The sequence below is a fragment of the Nonomuraea sp. NPDC001699 genome (assembly GCF_053596455.1).
This window is the reverse complement of record NZ_JBSFGF010000016.1, coordinates 103444-119011: the sequence shown is the minus strand read 5'-3', so window position 1 is coordinate 119011 and position 15568 is coordinate 103444. Positions and strand designations below refer to the sequence as shown.

General features: G+C 71.4%; 16 protein-coding genes. 15 read left to right on the top strand and 1 reads right to left on the bottom strand.

Annotated elements, in window-relative coordinates; translation table 11 throughout:
- The first annotated feature begins 44 nt into the window (after positions 1–44).
- The 8 genes from prcB to ACWCSU_RS36315 all read left to right on the top strand — a co-directional run bounded on the left by prcB (position 45) and on the right by ACWCSU_RS36315 (position 7181).
- Positions 45–893, top strand: coding sequence for a proteasome subunit beta (gene prcB, locus ACWCSU_RS36350; RefSeq protein WP_449941223.1), 849 nt, complete (start codon positions 45–47; stop codon positions 891–893).
- A gap of 21 nt (positions 894–914) precedes the next feature.
- The gene (gene prcA, locus ACWCSU_RS36345; RefSeq protein ID WP_449941220.1) at positions 915–1757 is read left to right on the top strand and encodes a proteasome subunit alpha; all 843 of its coding nucleotides are present in this window, start codon (positions 915–917) and stop codon (positions 1755–1757) included.
- A 153-nt stretch (positions 1758–1910) separates the two neighbouring features.
- Positions 1911–2456, top strand: a complete 546-nt coding sequence (locus tag ACWCSU_RS36340; protein ID WP_449941217.1) for a hypothetical protein — start codon at positions 1911–1913, stop codon at positions 2454–2456.
- Between the two features lie 135 nt (positions 2457–2591).
- Positions 2592–3950: a Pup--protein ligase gene (gene pafA, locus ACWCSU_RS36335; protein WP_125642647.1), complete on the top strand. Its 1359-nt coding sequence runs from the start codon at positions 2592–2594 to the stop codon at positions 3948–3950.
- An 89-nt stretch (positions 3951–4039) separates the two neighbouring features.
- Positions 4040–4978, top strand: coding sequence for an FKBP-type peptidyl-prolyl cis-trans isomerase (locus tag ACWCSU_RS36330; RefSeq protein WP_357706948.1), 939 nt, complete (start codon positions 4040–4042; stop codon positions 4976–4978).
- Positions 4979–5098: 120 nt separating this feature from the next.
- Positions 5099–6001 carry an FKBP-type peptidyl-prolyl cis-trans isomerase gene (locus ACWCSU_RS36325; protein WP_357706947.1) on the top strand — a complete coding sequence of 301 codons (903 nt, stop codon included), beginning with the start codon at positions 5099–5101 and terminating at the stop codon, positions 5999–6001.
- 19 nt (positions 6002–6020) lie between these two features.
- Complete coding sequence (locus ACWCSU_RS36320; protein ID WP_357706946.1) at positions 6021–6668, top strand: helix-turn-helix transcriptional regulator; 648 nt, start codon at positions 6021–6023, stop codon at positions 6666–6668.
- Between the two features lie 33 nt (positions 6669–6701).
- Positions 6702–7181 (top strand): DUF3291 domain-containing protein, encoded by a 480-nt coding sequence (locus ACWCSU_RS36315; protein WP_357706945.1) that lies wholly within the window; start codon positions 6702–6704, stop codon positions 7179–7181.
- Here the strand turns inward: ACWCSU_RS36315 and ACWCSU_RS36310 are convergent.
- Entirely contained in the window at positions 7127–8194 is a 1068-nt protein-coding gene (locus tag ACWCSU_RS36310) for a DUF3866 family protein (RefSeq protein ID WP_449941212.1), read from the bottom strand. The genes ACWCSU_RS36315 and ACWCSU_RS36310 overlap by 55 nt on opposite strands.
- A gap of 38 nt (positions 8195–8232) precedes the next feature.
- Here ACWCSU_RS36310 and ACWCSU_RS36305 point away from each other — a divergent pair, with 38 nt between their 5' ends.
- The 7 genes from ACWCSU_RS36305 (at position 8233) to ACWCSU_RS36275 (ending at position 15362) form a co-directional block, all read left to right on the top strand.
- A complete protein-coding gene (locus tag ACWCSU_RS36305) occupies positions 8233–9195 on the top strand; it encodes a helix-turn-helix transcriptional regulator (protein WP_357706943.1) in 963 nt (320 codons plus the stop codon).
- The gene (locus tag ACWCSU_RS36300; protein WP_357706942.1) at positions 9192–10160 is read left to right on the top strand and encodes a helix-turn-helix transcriptional regulator; all 969 of its coding nucleotides are present in this window, start codon (positions 9192–9194) and stop codon (positions 10158–10160) included. The genes ACWCSU_RS36305 and ACWCSU_RS36300 overlap by 4 nt, the downstream gene beginning before the upstream one ends.
- The gene (locus tag ACWCSU_RS36295; RefSeq protein WP_357706941.1) at positions 10157–10375 is read left to right on the top strand and encodes a hypothetical protein; all 219 of its coding nucleotides are present in this window, start codon (positions 10157–10159) and stop codon (positions 10373–10375) included. Before ACWCSU_RS36300 ends, ACWCSU_RS36295 begins: the two co-directional genes overlap by 4 nt.
- 13 nt (positions 10376–10388) lie before the next feature.
- Entirely contained in the window at positions 10389–10748 is a 360-nt protein-coding gene (tatA, locus tag ACWCSU_RS36290) for a Sec-independent protein translocase subunit TatA (protein ID WP_357706940.1), read from the top strand.
- Between the two features lie 34 nt (positions 10749–10782).
- Complete coding sequence (tatC, locus tag ACWCSU_RS36285; protein ID WP_357706939.1) at positions 10783–11652, top strand: twin-arginine translocase subunit TatC; 870 nt, start codon at positions 10783–10785, stop codon at positions 11650–11652.
- Between the two features lie 16 nt (positions 11653–11668).
- Positions 11669–12556, top strand: a complete 888-nt coding sequence (locus tag ACWCSU_RS36280) for a diacylglycerol/lipid kinase family protein (RefSeq protein ID WP_357706938.1) — start codon at positions 11669–11671, stop codon at positions 12554–12556.
- Between the two features lie 79 nt (positions 12557–12635).
- Positions 12636–15362, top strand: a complete 2727-nt coding sequence (locus ACWCSU_RS36275) for a DEAD/DEAH box helicase (RefSeq protein WP_449941207.1) — start codon at positions 12636–12638, stop codon at positions 15360–15362.
- The last annotated feature ends 206 nt before the right edge of the window (positions 15363–15568 follow it).

The following is a 15568-nucleotide window of genomic DNA, read 5'->3' as shown; positions in this document are numbered from 1 at the left end:
TGAGTAGGGTCGGCCTAGAGACACTGATGTTGGGAGGGAGTCGCGTGGCACCTAACAGGGATCTGCCCGTCGGCCTGGTGGACCAGCTTTTCCGAAACTCAGGGAACTCCTCGTTCACCGAGTTCGTCGGCTCGTACGCGCCCGAGTTGCTGCCACAGCGTCACCAGGCGCTGGCCACTCCGATCGGCGACCAGGTCCCGCACGCGACCACGATCGTGGCGGCCACCTTCGCGGGCGGCGTGGTGATGGCGGGCGACCGGCGGGCCACCTCGGGGAACATCATCTCGCAGCGTGACATCGAGAAGGTGTTCCGCGCCGACGACTACTCGTGCATGGGCATCGCGGGCACGGCCAGCACGGGCATCGAGATGGCCCGGCTCTACCGTGTCGAGCTGGAGCACTACGAGAAGATGGAAGGCCGCACGCTGTCGGTGGCGGGCAAGGCCAACCGGCTGGCCACCATGATCCGCGGCAACCTCGGCATGGCGATGCAGGGCCTGGTGGTGGTGCCGCTGTTCGCGGCCTACGACCCCGACCGCGACCAGGGCCGCATCTTCAGCTACGACGTGGCGGGCGGCCCCTACGAGCGTGACAGGTTCGACGCCATCGGCTCCGGTTCGATCTTCGCGCGCGGCTCGCTGAAGAAGCTCTACCGCGACGGCGCCTCGGCCGACGACATGGTGATGACGGTGATCCAGGCCCTCTACGACGCGGCCGACGACGACTCGGCGACCGGCGGGCCCGACGTGTCCAGGAAGATCTGGCCGATCGTGTCGGTGATCGACGCCGACGGCTTCCGCAGGCTGAGCGATCAGCAGGTGGCCGGCCACGTCGAACAGATGCTGGAGGCCCGGATGATCTCGCCCGACGGCCCCATCGCCCCGCTGCGCTAGAAAGGACCACTGCCCGTGTCCATGCCTTTTGGATATGCGTCCCCTGAGCAGATCATGCGGGACAAGGCCGACTACGCGCGCAAGGGCATCGCGCGGGGCCGGTCCGTCGTCGTGCTGCAGTACGTCGACGGCATCCTGTTCGTGGCGCCCAACCCGTCGCGGGCGCTGCACAAGATCAGCGAGATCTACGACCGCATCGGGTTCGCCGCCGTCGGCCGCTACAACGAGTTCGAGGAGCTGCGTCTCGGCGGCATCCGCTACGCCGACATCAACGGCTACACCTACGACCGCTCCGACGTCACCGGCCGCGGCCTGGCCAACCTCTACGCCTCCAACCTGGGCCGCATCTTCACCGAGTCGATCAAGTCGCTGGAGGTGGAGGTCGTCGTCGCCGAGGTCGGCGACACCCCCGACGGCGACGCCATCTACCGGCTGACCTTCGACGGCTCGGTGTTCGACGAGCACGGCTTCGCGGCCATGGGCGGCCAGGCCGACGCCGTGGCCGGGCGGCTGAAGGAGCGCTACCGCGAGTCGATGTCGCTGGCCGACGCCCTGGAGGTGGCGCTGGCGGCGCTCACCGAGCCGGGCGGCGAGCGGCCGCCGGTCGCGCAGCTGGAGGTCGCGGTGCTCGACCGCAACCGTGAGCACCGCAAGTTCGTGCGGCTGACGGGCGCGCGGCTGGAGCGCCTGCTCGCCCGGACCACGTCGTCCGCGACGCCGCCCGCGACCCCGCCGGCCGAGTCCGACTCGGAGCCGCCCGCCACTCCGCCCGCCACTCCGCCCACGACGCCGCCTGCCGCGCCCCCGACCGGCCCGCCCACGGGCCCTGAGGGCGACGTGGACGACGGGTCAGGGCCGCTGTAAGGCCCGAAGACCACCGGCAGAGGGCGAGGGCCGCCACGGCGGCCCTCGCCCTCTGCCGTGCGGCGTCACCGTCGCGAGAGCGGCGCGTGCTGTGTGACCTGTATCACTGGCGCGACGGTGAACCCTGGGGCGCGAGGTGGGATCTCAGCAAGCGTGAACACTTCGATGCGCACCCTCCTCGCCGGCGGCACCGCCGCCGCCGCGCTGCTGGCCTCCGTCGTCGCCGCCAGCGCGGCCACCGCAACGACCTCGACGGCCACGGCCTACCCGGCGTACAAGAAGCCCGCGATCTTCGGCACGAGCTTCCAGGCCGACCCCGGCCACGACTTCACCAAGGGCATCCACTCCCGCCACAACGGCATCCTGCGCGGCTGGATCACCGACGTGCGCGGCGGCGTCGCCGAGTACGAGCCCATCAAGTGGAAGCGGTCCAAGCAGACCGAGGGTTACTTCGTCGGCCCGCCCGAGGGCGACGTGACGGCCTACGCCTCCCCGATCGCCAAGGACGTCGTCTTCCTGTCGGCCTACGGCTGCAAGCCGGAGATGGCGGCCATGACCGTCGACCGCAACACCGGCCTGGGGGCCAAGCGCTGTCCCTCGTCCGTCCTGGTCAAGCGGCACAGCAAGCAGCGGCAGCCGTCGCTCGTCACGGTGTACCAGGGCAAGATCGTCAAGGTGCAGGAGATCTACACCCCGTGAACCGGCTCCGCGCTTCGCGGGGGCGGGCGCGGACCTGGTAAAGCCCATCCAACAAACCTGGCAAATGGGACGTCCGCCGGAAAACACCTGTGAAGATCTCTCCCGATCGCCGATCCATGGGCATAGTGTGAGGTGATGGATCGTCGCATCTTCGGGCTGGAGAACGAGTACGGCGTGACCTGCACGTTCAGGGGACAGCGCAGGCTGTCCCCCGACGAGGTCGCGCGCTACCTGTTCCGGCGGGTCGTGTCCTGGGGCCGATCGAGCAACGTCTTCCTCCGCAACGGCGCACGTCTCTACCTCGACGTGGGCAGCCATCCTGAGTACGCAACACCCGAGTGTGACAACGTCATCGAACTCGTCACGCACGACAAGGCGGGCGAGCGCATCCTTGAGGGCCTTCTCGTCGACGCCGAGAAACGCCTGCGCGAAGAGGGCATCGCGGGTGACATCTATCTCTTCAAGAACAACACCGACTCGGCCGGCAACTCCTACGGCTGCCACGAGAACTACCTGGTGGGCCGGCACGGCGAGTTCGGCCGCCTGGCCGACGTGCTGATCCCGTTCCTGGTGACCCGGCAGATCGTGTGCGGCGCGGGCAAGGTGCTCCAGACGCCGCGCGGCGCCGTCTACTGCGTCTCGCAGCGGGCCGAGCACATCTGGGAAGGCGTCTCCAGCGCCACCACCCGGTCCCGGCCGATCATCAACACCCGTGACGAGCCGCACGCCGACGCCGAGCGCTTCCGCCGCCTGCACGTCATCGTCGGCGACTCCAACATGAGCGAGACCACGATGCTGCTCAAGGTCGGCGCGACCGACCTGGTGCTGCGCATGATCGAGGCCGGCACGGTGATGCGCGACCTGTCCCTGGAGAACCCGATCAGGGCCATCCGTGAGGTCTCCCACGACATGACCGGCCGCCGCCGGGTGCGCCTGGCCAACGGGCGCGAGGCCTCCAGCCTGGAGATCCAGCAGGAGTACCTGTCCAAGGCCCAGGACTTCGTCGACCGGCGCGGCGGCGACGCCATCACCCGCCGGGTGCTGGAGCTGTGGGAGCGCACGCTGCGCGCGGTCGAGACCGGCGACCTCGACCTGGTCTCGCGCGAGATCGACTGGGTGACCAAATACCAGCTCATCGAGCGCTACCGCAAGAAGTACGACCTGCCGCTGTCCTCGCCCAGGGTGGCCCAGCTCGACCTGGCCTACCACGACGTCCACCGCAAGCGCGGCCTGTTCTACCTGCTGCAGAAGCGCGGCTCGGTCGAGCGGGTGGCCTCCGACCTGAAGATCTTCGAGGCCAAGTCGGTGCCGCCGCAGACGACCAGGGCGCGCCTGCGCGGCGAGTTCATCCGCAAGGCGCAGGAGAAGCGGCGCGACTTCACCGTCGACTGGGTTCACCTGAAGCTGAACGACCAGGCCCAGCGCACGGTGTTGTGCAAGGACCCCTTCCGCAGCGTGGACGAACGGGTCGACAAGCTCATCGCGGGCATGTGAGGAACGGGCCGGGGCGTGGTGTTTACCTCGGCCCTACCTCGATGTCGGGTAGGGTGACGCGAATCTGACGTCTTTTCCGAGGGAAATCCATGCGCCGCGCTCTGGCCGTACTGGCAGCCGTGCCTCTGATCTTCTTCGCCGCCGCGTGCGGCGACACCGACGCCGGGGCGAACGGAGGCGCCGCCACCAGCACCGGCTCGGCCGGGCTCAAGGTCACCGGCGACGTGGGCGCCAAGCCCACGGTGACCTTCCCCGCCGGCTCGCCGGCGACGAAGTCCTCCTACCAGGTGATCCAGCCGGGCACCGGCCCCGAGGTCAAGACCGGCGACAAGCTGATCGTCAACCTGACCGTCTACAACTGGGACGGCAAGGGCAACGCGATCCAGGGCTCCTCCTACGACACCAAGCAGCCCGAGACCGTCCCGGTCAACGAGCAGCTGCCGCAGGTGCTGCGCGATGGCTTCACCAAGGTCAAGCACGGCGGCCGGCTGCTGGCGGTGCTGGCCAACGACTCGGCGCCGCAGGGGCAGGCCACGGCCGGCGCCGAGCCGACGAAGGTGTTCGTGCTCGACGTGGTCGGCGCCCGGCCTCCCGTGCCGAAGGCGGCCACGGGCAAGGAGACCGGCCAGAGCCTCGACGGCGTCAAGGTGGTCAACCCGGGTGGGGACAAGGCCCCCACGCTGACCACCAAGACGGACAAGAAGCCGTCCAAGGAGCTGGTGGTCAAGACCGTCATCGAGGGCACCGGCGCCAAGGTGCTGCCCACCCAGACGCTGACCGTCCACTACACGGGCAAGATCTGGGGCACCGACAGCCAGTTCGACTCCAGCTGGGAGCGCGGCGAGCCGGCCGAGTTCCCGCTCGCGAACGTGATCCAGGGCTGGCAGAAGGGCCTGGCCGGAGTGCCGGTCGGCAGCCGGGTCGTCATGAGCATCCCGCCGGACCTCGGCTACGGCGACCAGGCCCAGGACAAGATCCCCGCCAAGAGCACGCTGGTGTTCGTGGTGGACGTGCTGGCGGCCTCCTGACGGGCGATCTCCTGACGGGCGTTCCGACGACGCGGTAGCATCTCGTGGCCCGGTGGCTTCCCGCCGCCGGGCCGCTTCGTCGTGGGAGGACCGACGGGCCGCTTTGTCGTAGGAGGACCGATGCGCCGCCGTACGATCGTGCCGTCGCTGGCGCCGCTGCTCCTGCTGGCCGCCGGATGCACGGGCGCGACGGCCGGCGACCTCGACCTGAAGGTGGGCGGCGCGTTCGGCGCCAGGCCCACGATCGTCTTCCCCGACGGCAGGCCCGCCGCCGGCCTGCGGGTCGAGGAGCTGAGCACGGGCGGCGGCGACCGGCTCGGCGACGACGACGTCGCGGTCGTCCAGTACACCGCGCACGTCTGGGACGGCCGCGACAACCGCCTGGTCGACTCCAGCTTCAACCGGGGCACCCCGGCGGCCTTCCCGGTGGGTTCGCTGCTGCCGGGGCTGGACCGGGCGCTGCGCGGCCGTACGGTGGGCAGCAGGGTGATCGCGGCGATCCCGCCGGGGGAGGGCTTCGGCACGAGTCCGCCGCGCGGCGTCGGCCCGGCCGACGACCTGTTCTACGTCGTGGACATCCTGGGCGCCCACCACAAGGGCGCCTCGGTCAAGAGCGCCGGCGGGTCGCTGGCCGGGGTGCGGGTGACCGGTGACGACCGTCCTGAGCTGTCGATCCCGTCCGCCGCGCCGCCGCGCGCCTTCGCCTCGAAGGTGCTCAGGCGGGGGAGCGGGCGTCCGGCGCAGGCCGGGCAGCTCCTGGTCACCCAGTACGAGGGCGCGGTCTGGGACCGGCGGCGGGTCTTCGACGGCACCTGGCCGACCGGCCTGCCGAAGGCGTTCAAGATCGGCGACGGCACCGTGATCAAGGGGTGGGACAAGGCGCTGGTCGGGGTGCCGGTCGGCAGCCGGGTGCTGATGATCGTGCCGCCCGCCTACGGCTACGGCGCGCCCGGCCACGCCGCGTACGGGATCAAGGGCTCCGACACCCTCGTCTTCGTCGTGGACGTCCTGGCCGCCTACTGAGGCTCCGTAGACTCCGGCTGTGAGCAGTGACGACGACCTGCAGGCGCTCGGCCTGCTGCACGACCCCGTGCGCCGCAGCCTGTACGAGGCCGTGACGGCCGGCGGCGGCGACGTCGGCCGGGGCGAGGCCGCCGAGGCCGCCGGCGTGTCCCGCACGCTGGCCGGCCACCACCTCGACAAGCTCGTCGAGGCCGGGCTGCTGGAGAGCGGCTTCCGCCCCCAGGACAGGAAGGGGCCCGGCAGCGGCCGCCCGGCCAAGGTCTACCGCAGGGCCAAGGGCGAGCGCACGGTCAGCCTGCCTCCGCGCGACTACGCGACGCCCGCCTCGGTGCTGGCCGACGTGGTGGAGCTGCTGGGCGCCGAGGAGCAGGCCGAGCAGGCGGCCCGCCGGGCGGGCGCGCGCCTCGCCAGGGGGCGGTCCGGTGAGCCCGTCGACCGTGTGCTGCGTGAGCGTGGCTACGAGCCCTACGACGAGGGCGGCGCGCTGCGGCTGCGCAACTGCCCCTTCCACCTGCTGTCCCAGGAGCAGCCGCTGCTGGTGTGCTCGATGAACCTGGCGCTGTGCCAGGGGCTGCTGGAGGGCATGGGTGAGGATCCGGGCAGGGCGCGGCTGGATCCGCGGCCGGGGGAGTGCTGCGTCTCCCTTTCTAAAACAAATGAAGATTGACATAGAAGCCGCGAGAGTGATGTGCTGAGCCCCATGCATCTGGCCCAGCTCAACGTCGCGCACCTGCGCGCGCCCATCGACGCCCCCGAACTCGCCGAGTTCGTCGCCCTGCTCGAACCCGTCAACGCCGTCGCCGACGAGGCCCCCGGCTTCGTGTGGCGGATGAAGGAGAGCGAGAGCGACCCCACCGCCACCGTCGTGCACGACTTCGGCGACCACCTGCTGATCAACTTCTCGGTGTGGGAGTCCCTGCAGACCCTGTGGGACTTCACCTACCGCAGCGTCCACCTGGGTGTGCTGCGCCGGCGCAGGGAGTGGTTCCTGCGCGTGGCCGAGCCGTACATGGTGATGTGGTGGGTGCCCGAGGGGCACATCCCCTCGCTGGCCGAGGGCATGCGGCGGCTGGAACGCCTCAGGACCGAGGGGCCGAGCCCCGAGGCGTTCACGTACAAGGACTCCTACGACAGCAGCGAGGCCGCCAGCCTGCCCGCCGCCGCCGAGGTCAGGAAGTAGGCCAGGTCCTCCTCCAGGCCCCTGCCCATGGTGGACAGATTCACGGGCGCGGCGCGCAGCGCCTCGTGCAGGCCGTCCACCGGCACCGGCACCAGCCGGTGCCGCGCCGCCAGCGGCCCGGCCTGCTCGCGCACCCGCTCGCCGAACGCGCCGGGCAGCTCCGGCACCGCCACGTCGGCCGGCGACAGCGCGACCCGCCCGTAGGCGGTCAGCGAGTGGTGGGAGAGGCCGACGTGCCGCTCGCGGGCGTCGCCCTCGCTGACCCGCAGCGCCGCCACCGGACGGCCGCGCAGCACCCCGGCGGCGTTGACCGCCTCGCCCGCCGACACGCCCGAGAAGCCCCACCGGGTGCCCGTCCCCAGGTTGCCCGGCCCCTGCGCGACGACCGCCACGTCGGCCGCCAGCACGTGCCGGGCCGCCAGCAGCCCGGTGTGCACGGTCACCGTCTCGACGTCGCCGCCGAACGCCTGGCCCGTCGTGACCACCCCGGCCAGCCAGCCGACCTCGCGCAGGCGGGCCGCCGACATCGAGAACCAGGCGGGCAGCGCGCCGCCGTCCTGCATCACGTACGCCACCCGCAGGCCGGGGGCGCCGTCGTACAGGCCGGCCAGGATCGGGGCCAGCGCGGAATGCAGATCGGCCACGATCACCGGCATCCCGGCCAGGTCGTCGGCCTCGCTCAGGACGTCGTGGAACTCCGAATCCTGCTCGTCGGCGCCCAGCACCGTGGCCTGCAGCGGGGTGTAGCGGGCCTTCACCAGGTGCCCCGGACCCTCCGGATCTTGCGGCAAACGGTTCGGGACGGCCACCACCATGGCGTAACCTCCCGTACCGAGACCCATCGCGAGTGCGGTCGTGTTGAGCAGCACCTCGTCGCCGGGTTCCGGGCGGCCCACCAATGGGGGGTAGGCCAGTGCCCGGCACTCACCTTCGGGTACGGCGACGTCCAGCTCCACCGCTCCCGGCCACTCGCGTCGGATCCGGACAACCTCGCCCTTGCGCCATCTGATCACGGGGGCAGGGTAGCGTCGATGAAGGAGGAGTGAGGCAGATGTCGCGCCGTAAGACCGAGCGGTTGCTGAATCTGGTGATCTGCCTGCTCGCCACCCGGCGCCCGCTGTCGGCCGAGCAGATCCGCCAGGCGGTTCCCGGCTACGACCGCGATGGCGACGAGGCGTTCCAGCGCATGTTCGAACGCGACAAGAACGAGTTGCGCGAGATCGGCATCCCCATCGACGTCGTACGCGACCCGTGGGAGGACGAGCCGGGCTACCGCATCGATCCCCAGTCGTACGAGCTGCCGGAGATCACCCTGGAGGCCGACGAGGCCGCCGTGCTCGGCCTGGCGGCGCAGGTGTGGCAGCGGGCCAGCCTGGCCGAGGCCGCCTCGGGGGCGCTGCTGAAGCTGCGCGCCGCCGGCGTGGCCACCGACGAGCCGGTCGGCGGCCCGATCGGCGGCGGCGCCCTTGAGCTGCGCGTCGACACCCGCGACCCGGCCTTCCCCGCCCTGTGGGACGCCGTGCGCGACCGCCGCGTGGTGCGCTTCGACTACCGCGCCTCCGGCAGCGAGACCGTGCGCGCCCGCACCGTCGAGCCCTGGGGCGTGGTCAGCCGGCGCGGGCGCTGGTACCTGGCCGGGTTCGACCGCGACCGCGCCGCGCCGCGCGCCTTCCGCCTCAGCCGCATCACCGGCCCGGTCGGCGCCGTCGGCCGCCCCGGCGTCGTGGAGGTGCCCCACGGCGTCGACCTGCGGGCCATGGTCGGCTTCCCCGAGGAGCCGGTGGACGAGCGCGTCGCCGTCATCCGGGTGCGCCGGGGCTGCTGCGAGGGCCTGCGCCAGCTCGCCAGGGCCGTGCGTCCGCGCGAGGACGGCTGGGACGAGGCCGAGCTGGCCTTCACCGACCCCGAACGCCTCGCGGGCTGGATGGCCAGCCTCGGCGCCGACGTCCAGGTGGTCGGGCCGCCGGACGCCCGCGAGGCCGTCATCCGCCGACTGAAGGGAACCCTGGCATGAGCGGTTCGGCCGACCGGCTGCCCCGGCTGCTGGCGCTGGTGCCGTACCTGATGTCCCATCCGGGGGCGCAGGTAGGCGAGGTCGCCGAGGTGTTCGGGCTGAGCGAGAAGCAGCTCATCGACGACCTGCAACTGGTGTGGATGTGCGGCCTGCCCGGCCACACCCCCGGCGACCTCATCGACGTCTCCTGGGACGGCGGCGAGATCATCATCGACAACGCCGAGACCATCGCCAGGCCGCTGCGCCTCGGCATCGACGAGGCCAGCGCGCTGCTGGTCGCGCTGCGCATGATGGCCGCCACCCCCGAGCTGGCCGACGTGGCCGCCGGCGACGCGCTGCCGCGCGTGGTGGCCAAGCTGGAGCGCGCCGCGGGCGAGGGCGCGGCCACCGTCAGCAGCCAGGTCGCCTTCGACGTCGAGGCCGCCCCCGACGCCCTCGGCCGGGTGCGCGAAGGGCTCACCGGCCGGCGCCGGCTGTCGCTGCGCTACTACGTGCCCGGGCGCGACGAGGTCACCCCGCGCGAGGTCGACCCGACCCGCGTCGTGGTCGTCGACGGCCGCACCTACCTGGAGGGCTGGTGCTACCGGGCCGAGGCGATGCGGCTGTTCCGGCTCGACCGGGTGCTCGGCGTCGACGTGCTCGACGTGCCGGCCGACCCGCCGGCGGAGGCCGAGCCGATCGACGTCACCCGGGGCGTCTTCCGTCCCTCGCCGACCGACGAGCTGGTCGAGCTGGAGGTCAGCGCCGCCGGGCGGTGGGTGGCCGAGTACTACCCGTGCGAGGAGGTCGCCGAGCTCGGTGAAGGACGGCTGAAGATCACGTTGCGGGCGCGTGACGAGGACTGGATCGTCAAGCTGGCGCTGCGGCTGGGCGACACCGGCCGGGTCGTCTCCCCGCCCCGGATGGCCGAGACCGTGCGCGAGGAGGCCGAGCGGGCCCTGGCCCTGTACGCTCAGCAGTCATGACGTGGATCTTCTGGGCCGCCGGGCTGGTCCTGGCCGGGCTGGCCGTGCTCGGCGTCGCGGGCGCGAGGGCCGCGGCCGCGGCACGTTCCCTGAAACGGGAGGTCGCCGCGGCGAAGGCGCGTCTGGAGCCCATGCAGGCCAGATTGACGCCCCGGGGAGATGAGACCACGGCCCCCGGGGGCGTACCATCGGGGCTGAAGACCGGCACTCGCTGATAAAGGACGTTTCATGTCGAACCTTGGAGTTCCCGAGCTCCTGATCATCGCAGGCGTGCTCGTCCTGCTGTTCGGTGCCAAGAAGCTGCCCGATGTGGCCAGAGGCGTCGGCAGGTCGCTGCGCATCTTCAAGTCGGAGACCGCCAAGCTCCGCGATGACGACGACGACACGCCCCACACCACGGTCCAGGCCCAGGCGGCTCCGGCCCCGGCCCCGGCGCAGCAGCCCGCGCCGCAGCCGATCACGCCCGCCCCGGCCCCCGCTCCCGCCCCGGCCCCCGCGCTGTCGGCCGAGGAGCAGGCCCGCCAGCTAGAGGAGCAGGCCGCCCGGCTGCGCGCCAGCGCCGCCGCCCAGGCCGACAAGCAAGGCTGACCCCCCTTCCTCCTCCCTCACCCCTGGACTGCGAATGGCGCTGCTCAAACGGTCGAGCGATTCCGGATCGGCCCCCGACCCCGAGGGCCGGATGCCGCTCATGGAGCACCTGCGCGAACTGCGCAACAGGTTGCTCATCGCGGTTCTCGCGGTGGTCGTGGGGATCGTCGTCGGCTGGATCCTGTTCGACCCGGTGTGGGAGGCGCTGCGCGCCCCCTACTGCGAGACGGTGCAGTCGCGCCAGCTCAACGGTCACTGCAGCCTGGTCTACAACGGCATCTTCCAGTCCTTCTTCATCACGCTGAAGGTCTCGGCGATGGTGGGCGTCGTGGTGGCCTCACCGGTCTGGCTCTACCAGATCTGGGCCTTCGTCACCCCTGCCCTCTACCGCAACGAGAAGCGCTACTCGATCGCCTTCCTCGGGCTGGCGGTCCCGCTGTTCGTGTTCGGCGCCGGCCTGGCCTACGTCATCATGGACACCAGCCTCGGCATCCTGCTGAGCTTCTCCCTTGAGGACACCGTCGCGACGATCTCGATCGACGAGTACCTCGACTACGTCCTGATCATGTTGTTGATCTTCGGCGTGTCGTTCGAGCTGCCGCTGCTGCTGGTCTTCCTCAACGTCATCGGCGTCCTGTCCCACGCGGCCGTCAAGAAGCACCGGCGTACGGTGATCTTCGCGATGTTCGTGTTCGGGGCGGTCATCACCCCCGGTGGCGACCCGCTCACCATGATGGCGCTGGCCGCGCCCATGATCATCCTGTACTTCCTCGCCGAGCTCTTCATGTACGCGCGGGAGCGCCGCAGGCCCGCGGGCGAGGACTTCTCGCACCTGTCCGACGACGAGGCCTCCCCGCTGGCGGACGTCCCGCCGGAGGCCGAGGATTCCGATGGCGCCCGATAGGCGATAGGTTCCGGGCGTGGCCCCCCAAATCGCCCTGCTCGTCAACCCCGCCGCGCGCGGCGGGCGCACCCTGCGACTGCTCGAACCCGTCGCCCGCCGGTTGCGGGCCGGCGGCGCCGAGCTGTCGGTGATCGTCGGCTCCGACGCCGCCGACGCGCTCGAACGTGCCTGCACCGCCGTCGCCGAGCGTCCCGACGCGCTGGTCGCCTTCGGCGGCGACGGGCTGGTCCATCTGGCCGTCCAGGCCGTGGCGGGCACCGACGTGCCGCTCGGCATCATCCCGGCCGGCACCGGCAACGACTTCGCCGCCGCCCTGGGCCTGGCCCACCGCGACCCGCTGGCCGCGGCCAGGACCGTGCTGCGGATGCGGGCCCGGCAGGTCGACGCGGCCCGCGTCCGGGCGGGGGAGTCGGAGGAGCTGTTCGCCGGGGTGCTGTGCTGCGGCTTCGACTCGCGCGTCAACGAGCGCGCCAACCGGCGCACCTGGCCGCCCGGCAAGGGCCGCTACCTGGTGGCGGTGGCCGAGGAGCTGCGCGCCTTCCGTCCGATCCCGTTCCGGGTCACGCTCGACGACGGCGAGGTGGTCGAGCAGGAGGCGATGATGGTCGCCGTGGCCAACACCCGCTCGTACGGGGCCGGCATGCGCGTGTGCCCCGACGCCTCGCCCGACGACGGCCTGCTCGACGTGATGATGGTTGGCGCGGTGTCCAAGGGCGAGTTCCTGCGCGTCTTCCCCGGCGTCTACCGGGGCACCCATGTGGGCCATCCGGCGGTGTCGGTGCGGCGGGCCCGCCGGGTCACGCTGGAGGCGTCCGACGTGGTGGCCTACGCCGACGGTGAGCGCGTGGGGCCGGTGCCGGTCACCTGCGAGATCCAGCCCGGCGCGCTCCGCGTGATCACTTGATCTACAACGTAAAGGCCGTTCGCCGTGGGCCGAGTCCGCCGGGACGGACCGGAATGGCGATTTCGGTAGGGTGACGGGTATGACAACGCCAGCGGAACGCTACGCGGCCTTCCGTCAGAAGCACGGGGACGACGGAGGGGCGCTGAGAACGTTCCGCGGCCTCTACGACTTCGAGCTCGACGACTTCCAGCTCGACGCCTGCCGGGCCCTGGAGGCCGGCGACGGCGTCCTGGTGGCCGCGCCCACCGGGTCGGGTAAGACGGTCGTCGGTGAGTTCGCCGTCCACCTGGCCCTGGAGCAGGGCCGCAAGTGCTTCTACACCACCCCCATCAAGGCGCTGTCCAACCAGAAGTACAACGACCTGGTCAAGCGCTACGGCACGGCCAAGGTCGGCCTGCTCACCGGCGACAACAGCGTCAACGGCGAGGCCCCGATCGTGGTCATGACCACCGAGGTGCTGCGCAACATGCTCTACGCCGGCTCGGCCACCCTGGCCGGGCTCGGCTTCGCCGTCATGGACGAGGTCCACTACCTGGCCGACCGCTTCCGCGGCGCGGTGTGGGAAGAGGTCATCATCCACCTGCCGGAGTCGGTGCGCCTGGTGGCGCTGTCGGCGACGGTCAGCAACGCCGAGGAGTTCGGCGAGTGGCTGGGCGAGGTGCGCGGCGACACCACGGTCATCGTCGACGAGCACCGGCCGGTGCCGCTGTGGCAGCACATGATGGTCGGCAACCGCATCTACGACATGTTCATGACCGACGACCTGACGCTGCGCATCAACCCCACGCTGATGCGGGTGACGCGCGACGCCGAGCGGCTCATGGCCGGGCGGCGCGGGCGCGGCGGCTACGGCAAGGTCCACCGTTCGCGGCCGCCCGACCGGGCCCAGGTGATCGAGAAGCTCGACTCCGAGGGGCTGCTCCCGGCGATCACGTTCATCTTCTCGCGCGCCGGCTGCCAGGCGGCCGTCCAGCAGTGCCTGCACGCCGGGATCCGGCTGACCACCGACCGCGAGCGCCACGAGATCAGGCAGCTCGTCGACGAGCGCACCGCGCACCTGCCCGACGAGGACCTGGCCGTGCTGGGCTACCTGGAGTGGCGCGACTGCCTGGAGCGCGGCCTGGCGGCCCACCACGCGGGCATGCTGCCGGCGTTCAAGGAGGTCGTCGAGGAGCTGTTCACCCGCGGCCTGGTCAAGGCCGTCTTCGCCACCGAGACGCTGGCGCTCGGCATCAACATGCCCGCCCGCAGCGTGGTGATCGAGAAGCTCGACAAGTGGAACGGCGAGACCCACGCCGACCTCACCCCGGGCGAGTACACCCAGCTCACCGGGCGGGCCGGGCGGCGCGGCATCGACGTCGAGGGCCACGCGGTCGTGCTGTGGCAGGTGGGCATGGACCCGCTGTCGGTGGCCGGGCTGGCCGGCACCCGCACCTACCCGCTGCGCTCCAGCTTCCAGCCGTCCTACAACATGGCCGTCAACCTGGTGGGCCAGTTCGGCCGCGAGCGCGCCCGCACGCTGCTGGAGGAGTCCTTCGCGCAGTTCCAGGCCGACCGGGCGGTCGTGGGCCTGGCCAAGCAGCTGCGCAAGCACGAGGAGGCCCTGGAGGGCTACCAGGAGGCCATGACGTGCCACCTGGGCGACTTCCCCGAGTACGCCGCGCTGCGCCGGCGCCTGTCGGACCGGGAGGCCGAGCTGTCCAAGCAGCGCGGCGCGGCCCGGCGCGCGGCCGCCGCGCGCTCGCTGGAGGCACTGCAGCCCGGCGACGTGATCCGGGTGCCGGGCGGGCGCAGGGCGGGCCTGGCGATCGTGCTCGACCCCGGCCGCAACCCGCGCGGCCAGGGCCCCAACCCGCTGGTGCTGACCATCGGCAAGCAGATCAAGAAGCTCGACCCGGCCGACTTCCCGGTGCCGGTCGAGCCGCTGGAGAAGCTGCGCATCCCCAAGAACTTCAACGGACGTTCGCCGAAGGAACGCGCCAACCTGGTCTCCACCCTGCTGGCCAAGATCGGCGACCGCGACCTCGGCAAGCCGGCCAGGGCGCGCGACCACTCGATCGAGGACGACGAGGTCAACGAGCTGCGCCGGCTCATCCGCCAGCACCCCTGCCACGGCTGCGACGAGCGGGAGGACCACGCCCGCTGGGCCGAGCGCTACTACAAGCTGCAGCGTGAGACCGAGGGGCTGCGCCGCCGCGTCGAGGGCCGCTCCCACGTCATCTCGCGCACCTTCGACCGCATCTGCTCGGTGCTGGAGCAGCTCGGCTACCTCGACGGCGAGACCGTCACCGACGAGGGCCGCCGCCTGGGCCGCCTCTACACCGAGCTCGACCTGCTGACCGCCGAGTGCCTGCGCGGCGGCCTGTGGGAGGAGCTCGAACCGGCCGAGCTGGCCGCGTGCGTGTCGGCTTTGGTGTTCGAGTCACGGCAGTCCGACGACGCGCGCCGTCCCAAGGTGCCCGCCGGGCGGGCCCAGGACGCGCTGTCGTCGATGATCCGGCTCTGGGGCGAGCTGGAGGGCATCGAGTCCGACCACGGGCTGTCCACGATCCGTGAGCCCGATCTGGGGTTCGCGTGGGCGGCCTTCCGGTGGACCAAGGGCCACAGCCTCGACGCGGTGCTGATGGAGGGCGTGGCCGGCAACGAGCTGGCGGCCGGCGACTTCGTACGGTGGATCAAGCAGTTGATGGACCTGCTCGGTCAGCTCGGGCACGCGGCCCCCGAGGGCAGCAAGATCAAGCAGACCGCGGGCAAGGCGATGGACGCCATGCGGCGCGGCGTGGTGGCCTACTCCTCGCTCACCTGAGCCTCTGCGCTCACCTGAATCCCCTCGCATCACCTGGGTGTGCGGGAATGTCCGCGAAGGGCGGGCGGATCCGGCCGGATCCGCCCGCCCTTCGGGTTTTCCGATTAGGTGAGAACCAGTTCTGAGTAGCATCTTTGAGCGTTCCGTGACCGCTATTAGCGGATTTGGCGATTTACGGCTCATTTAACGGGCCTTCGGAAGCGCCT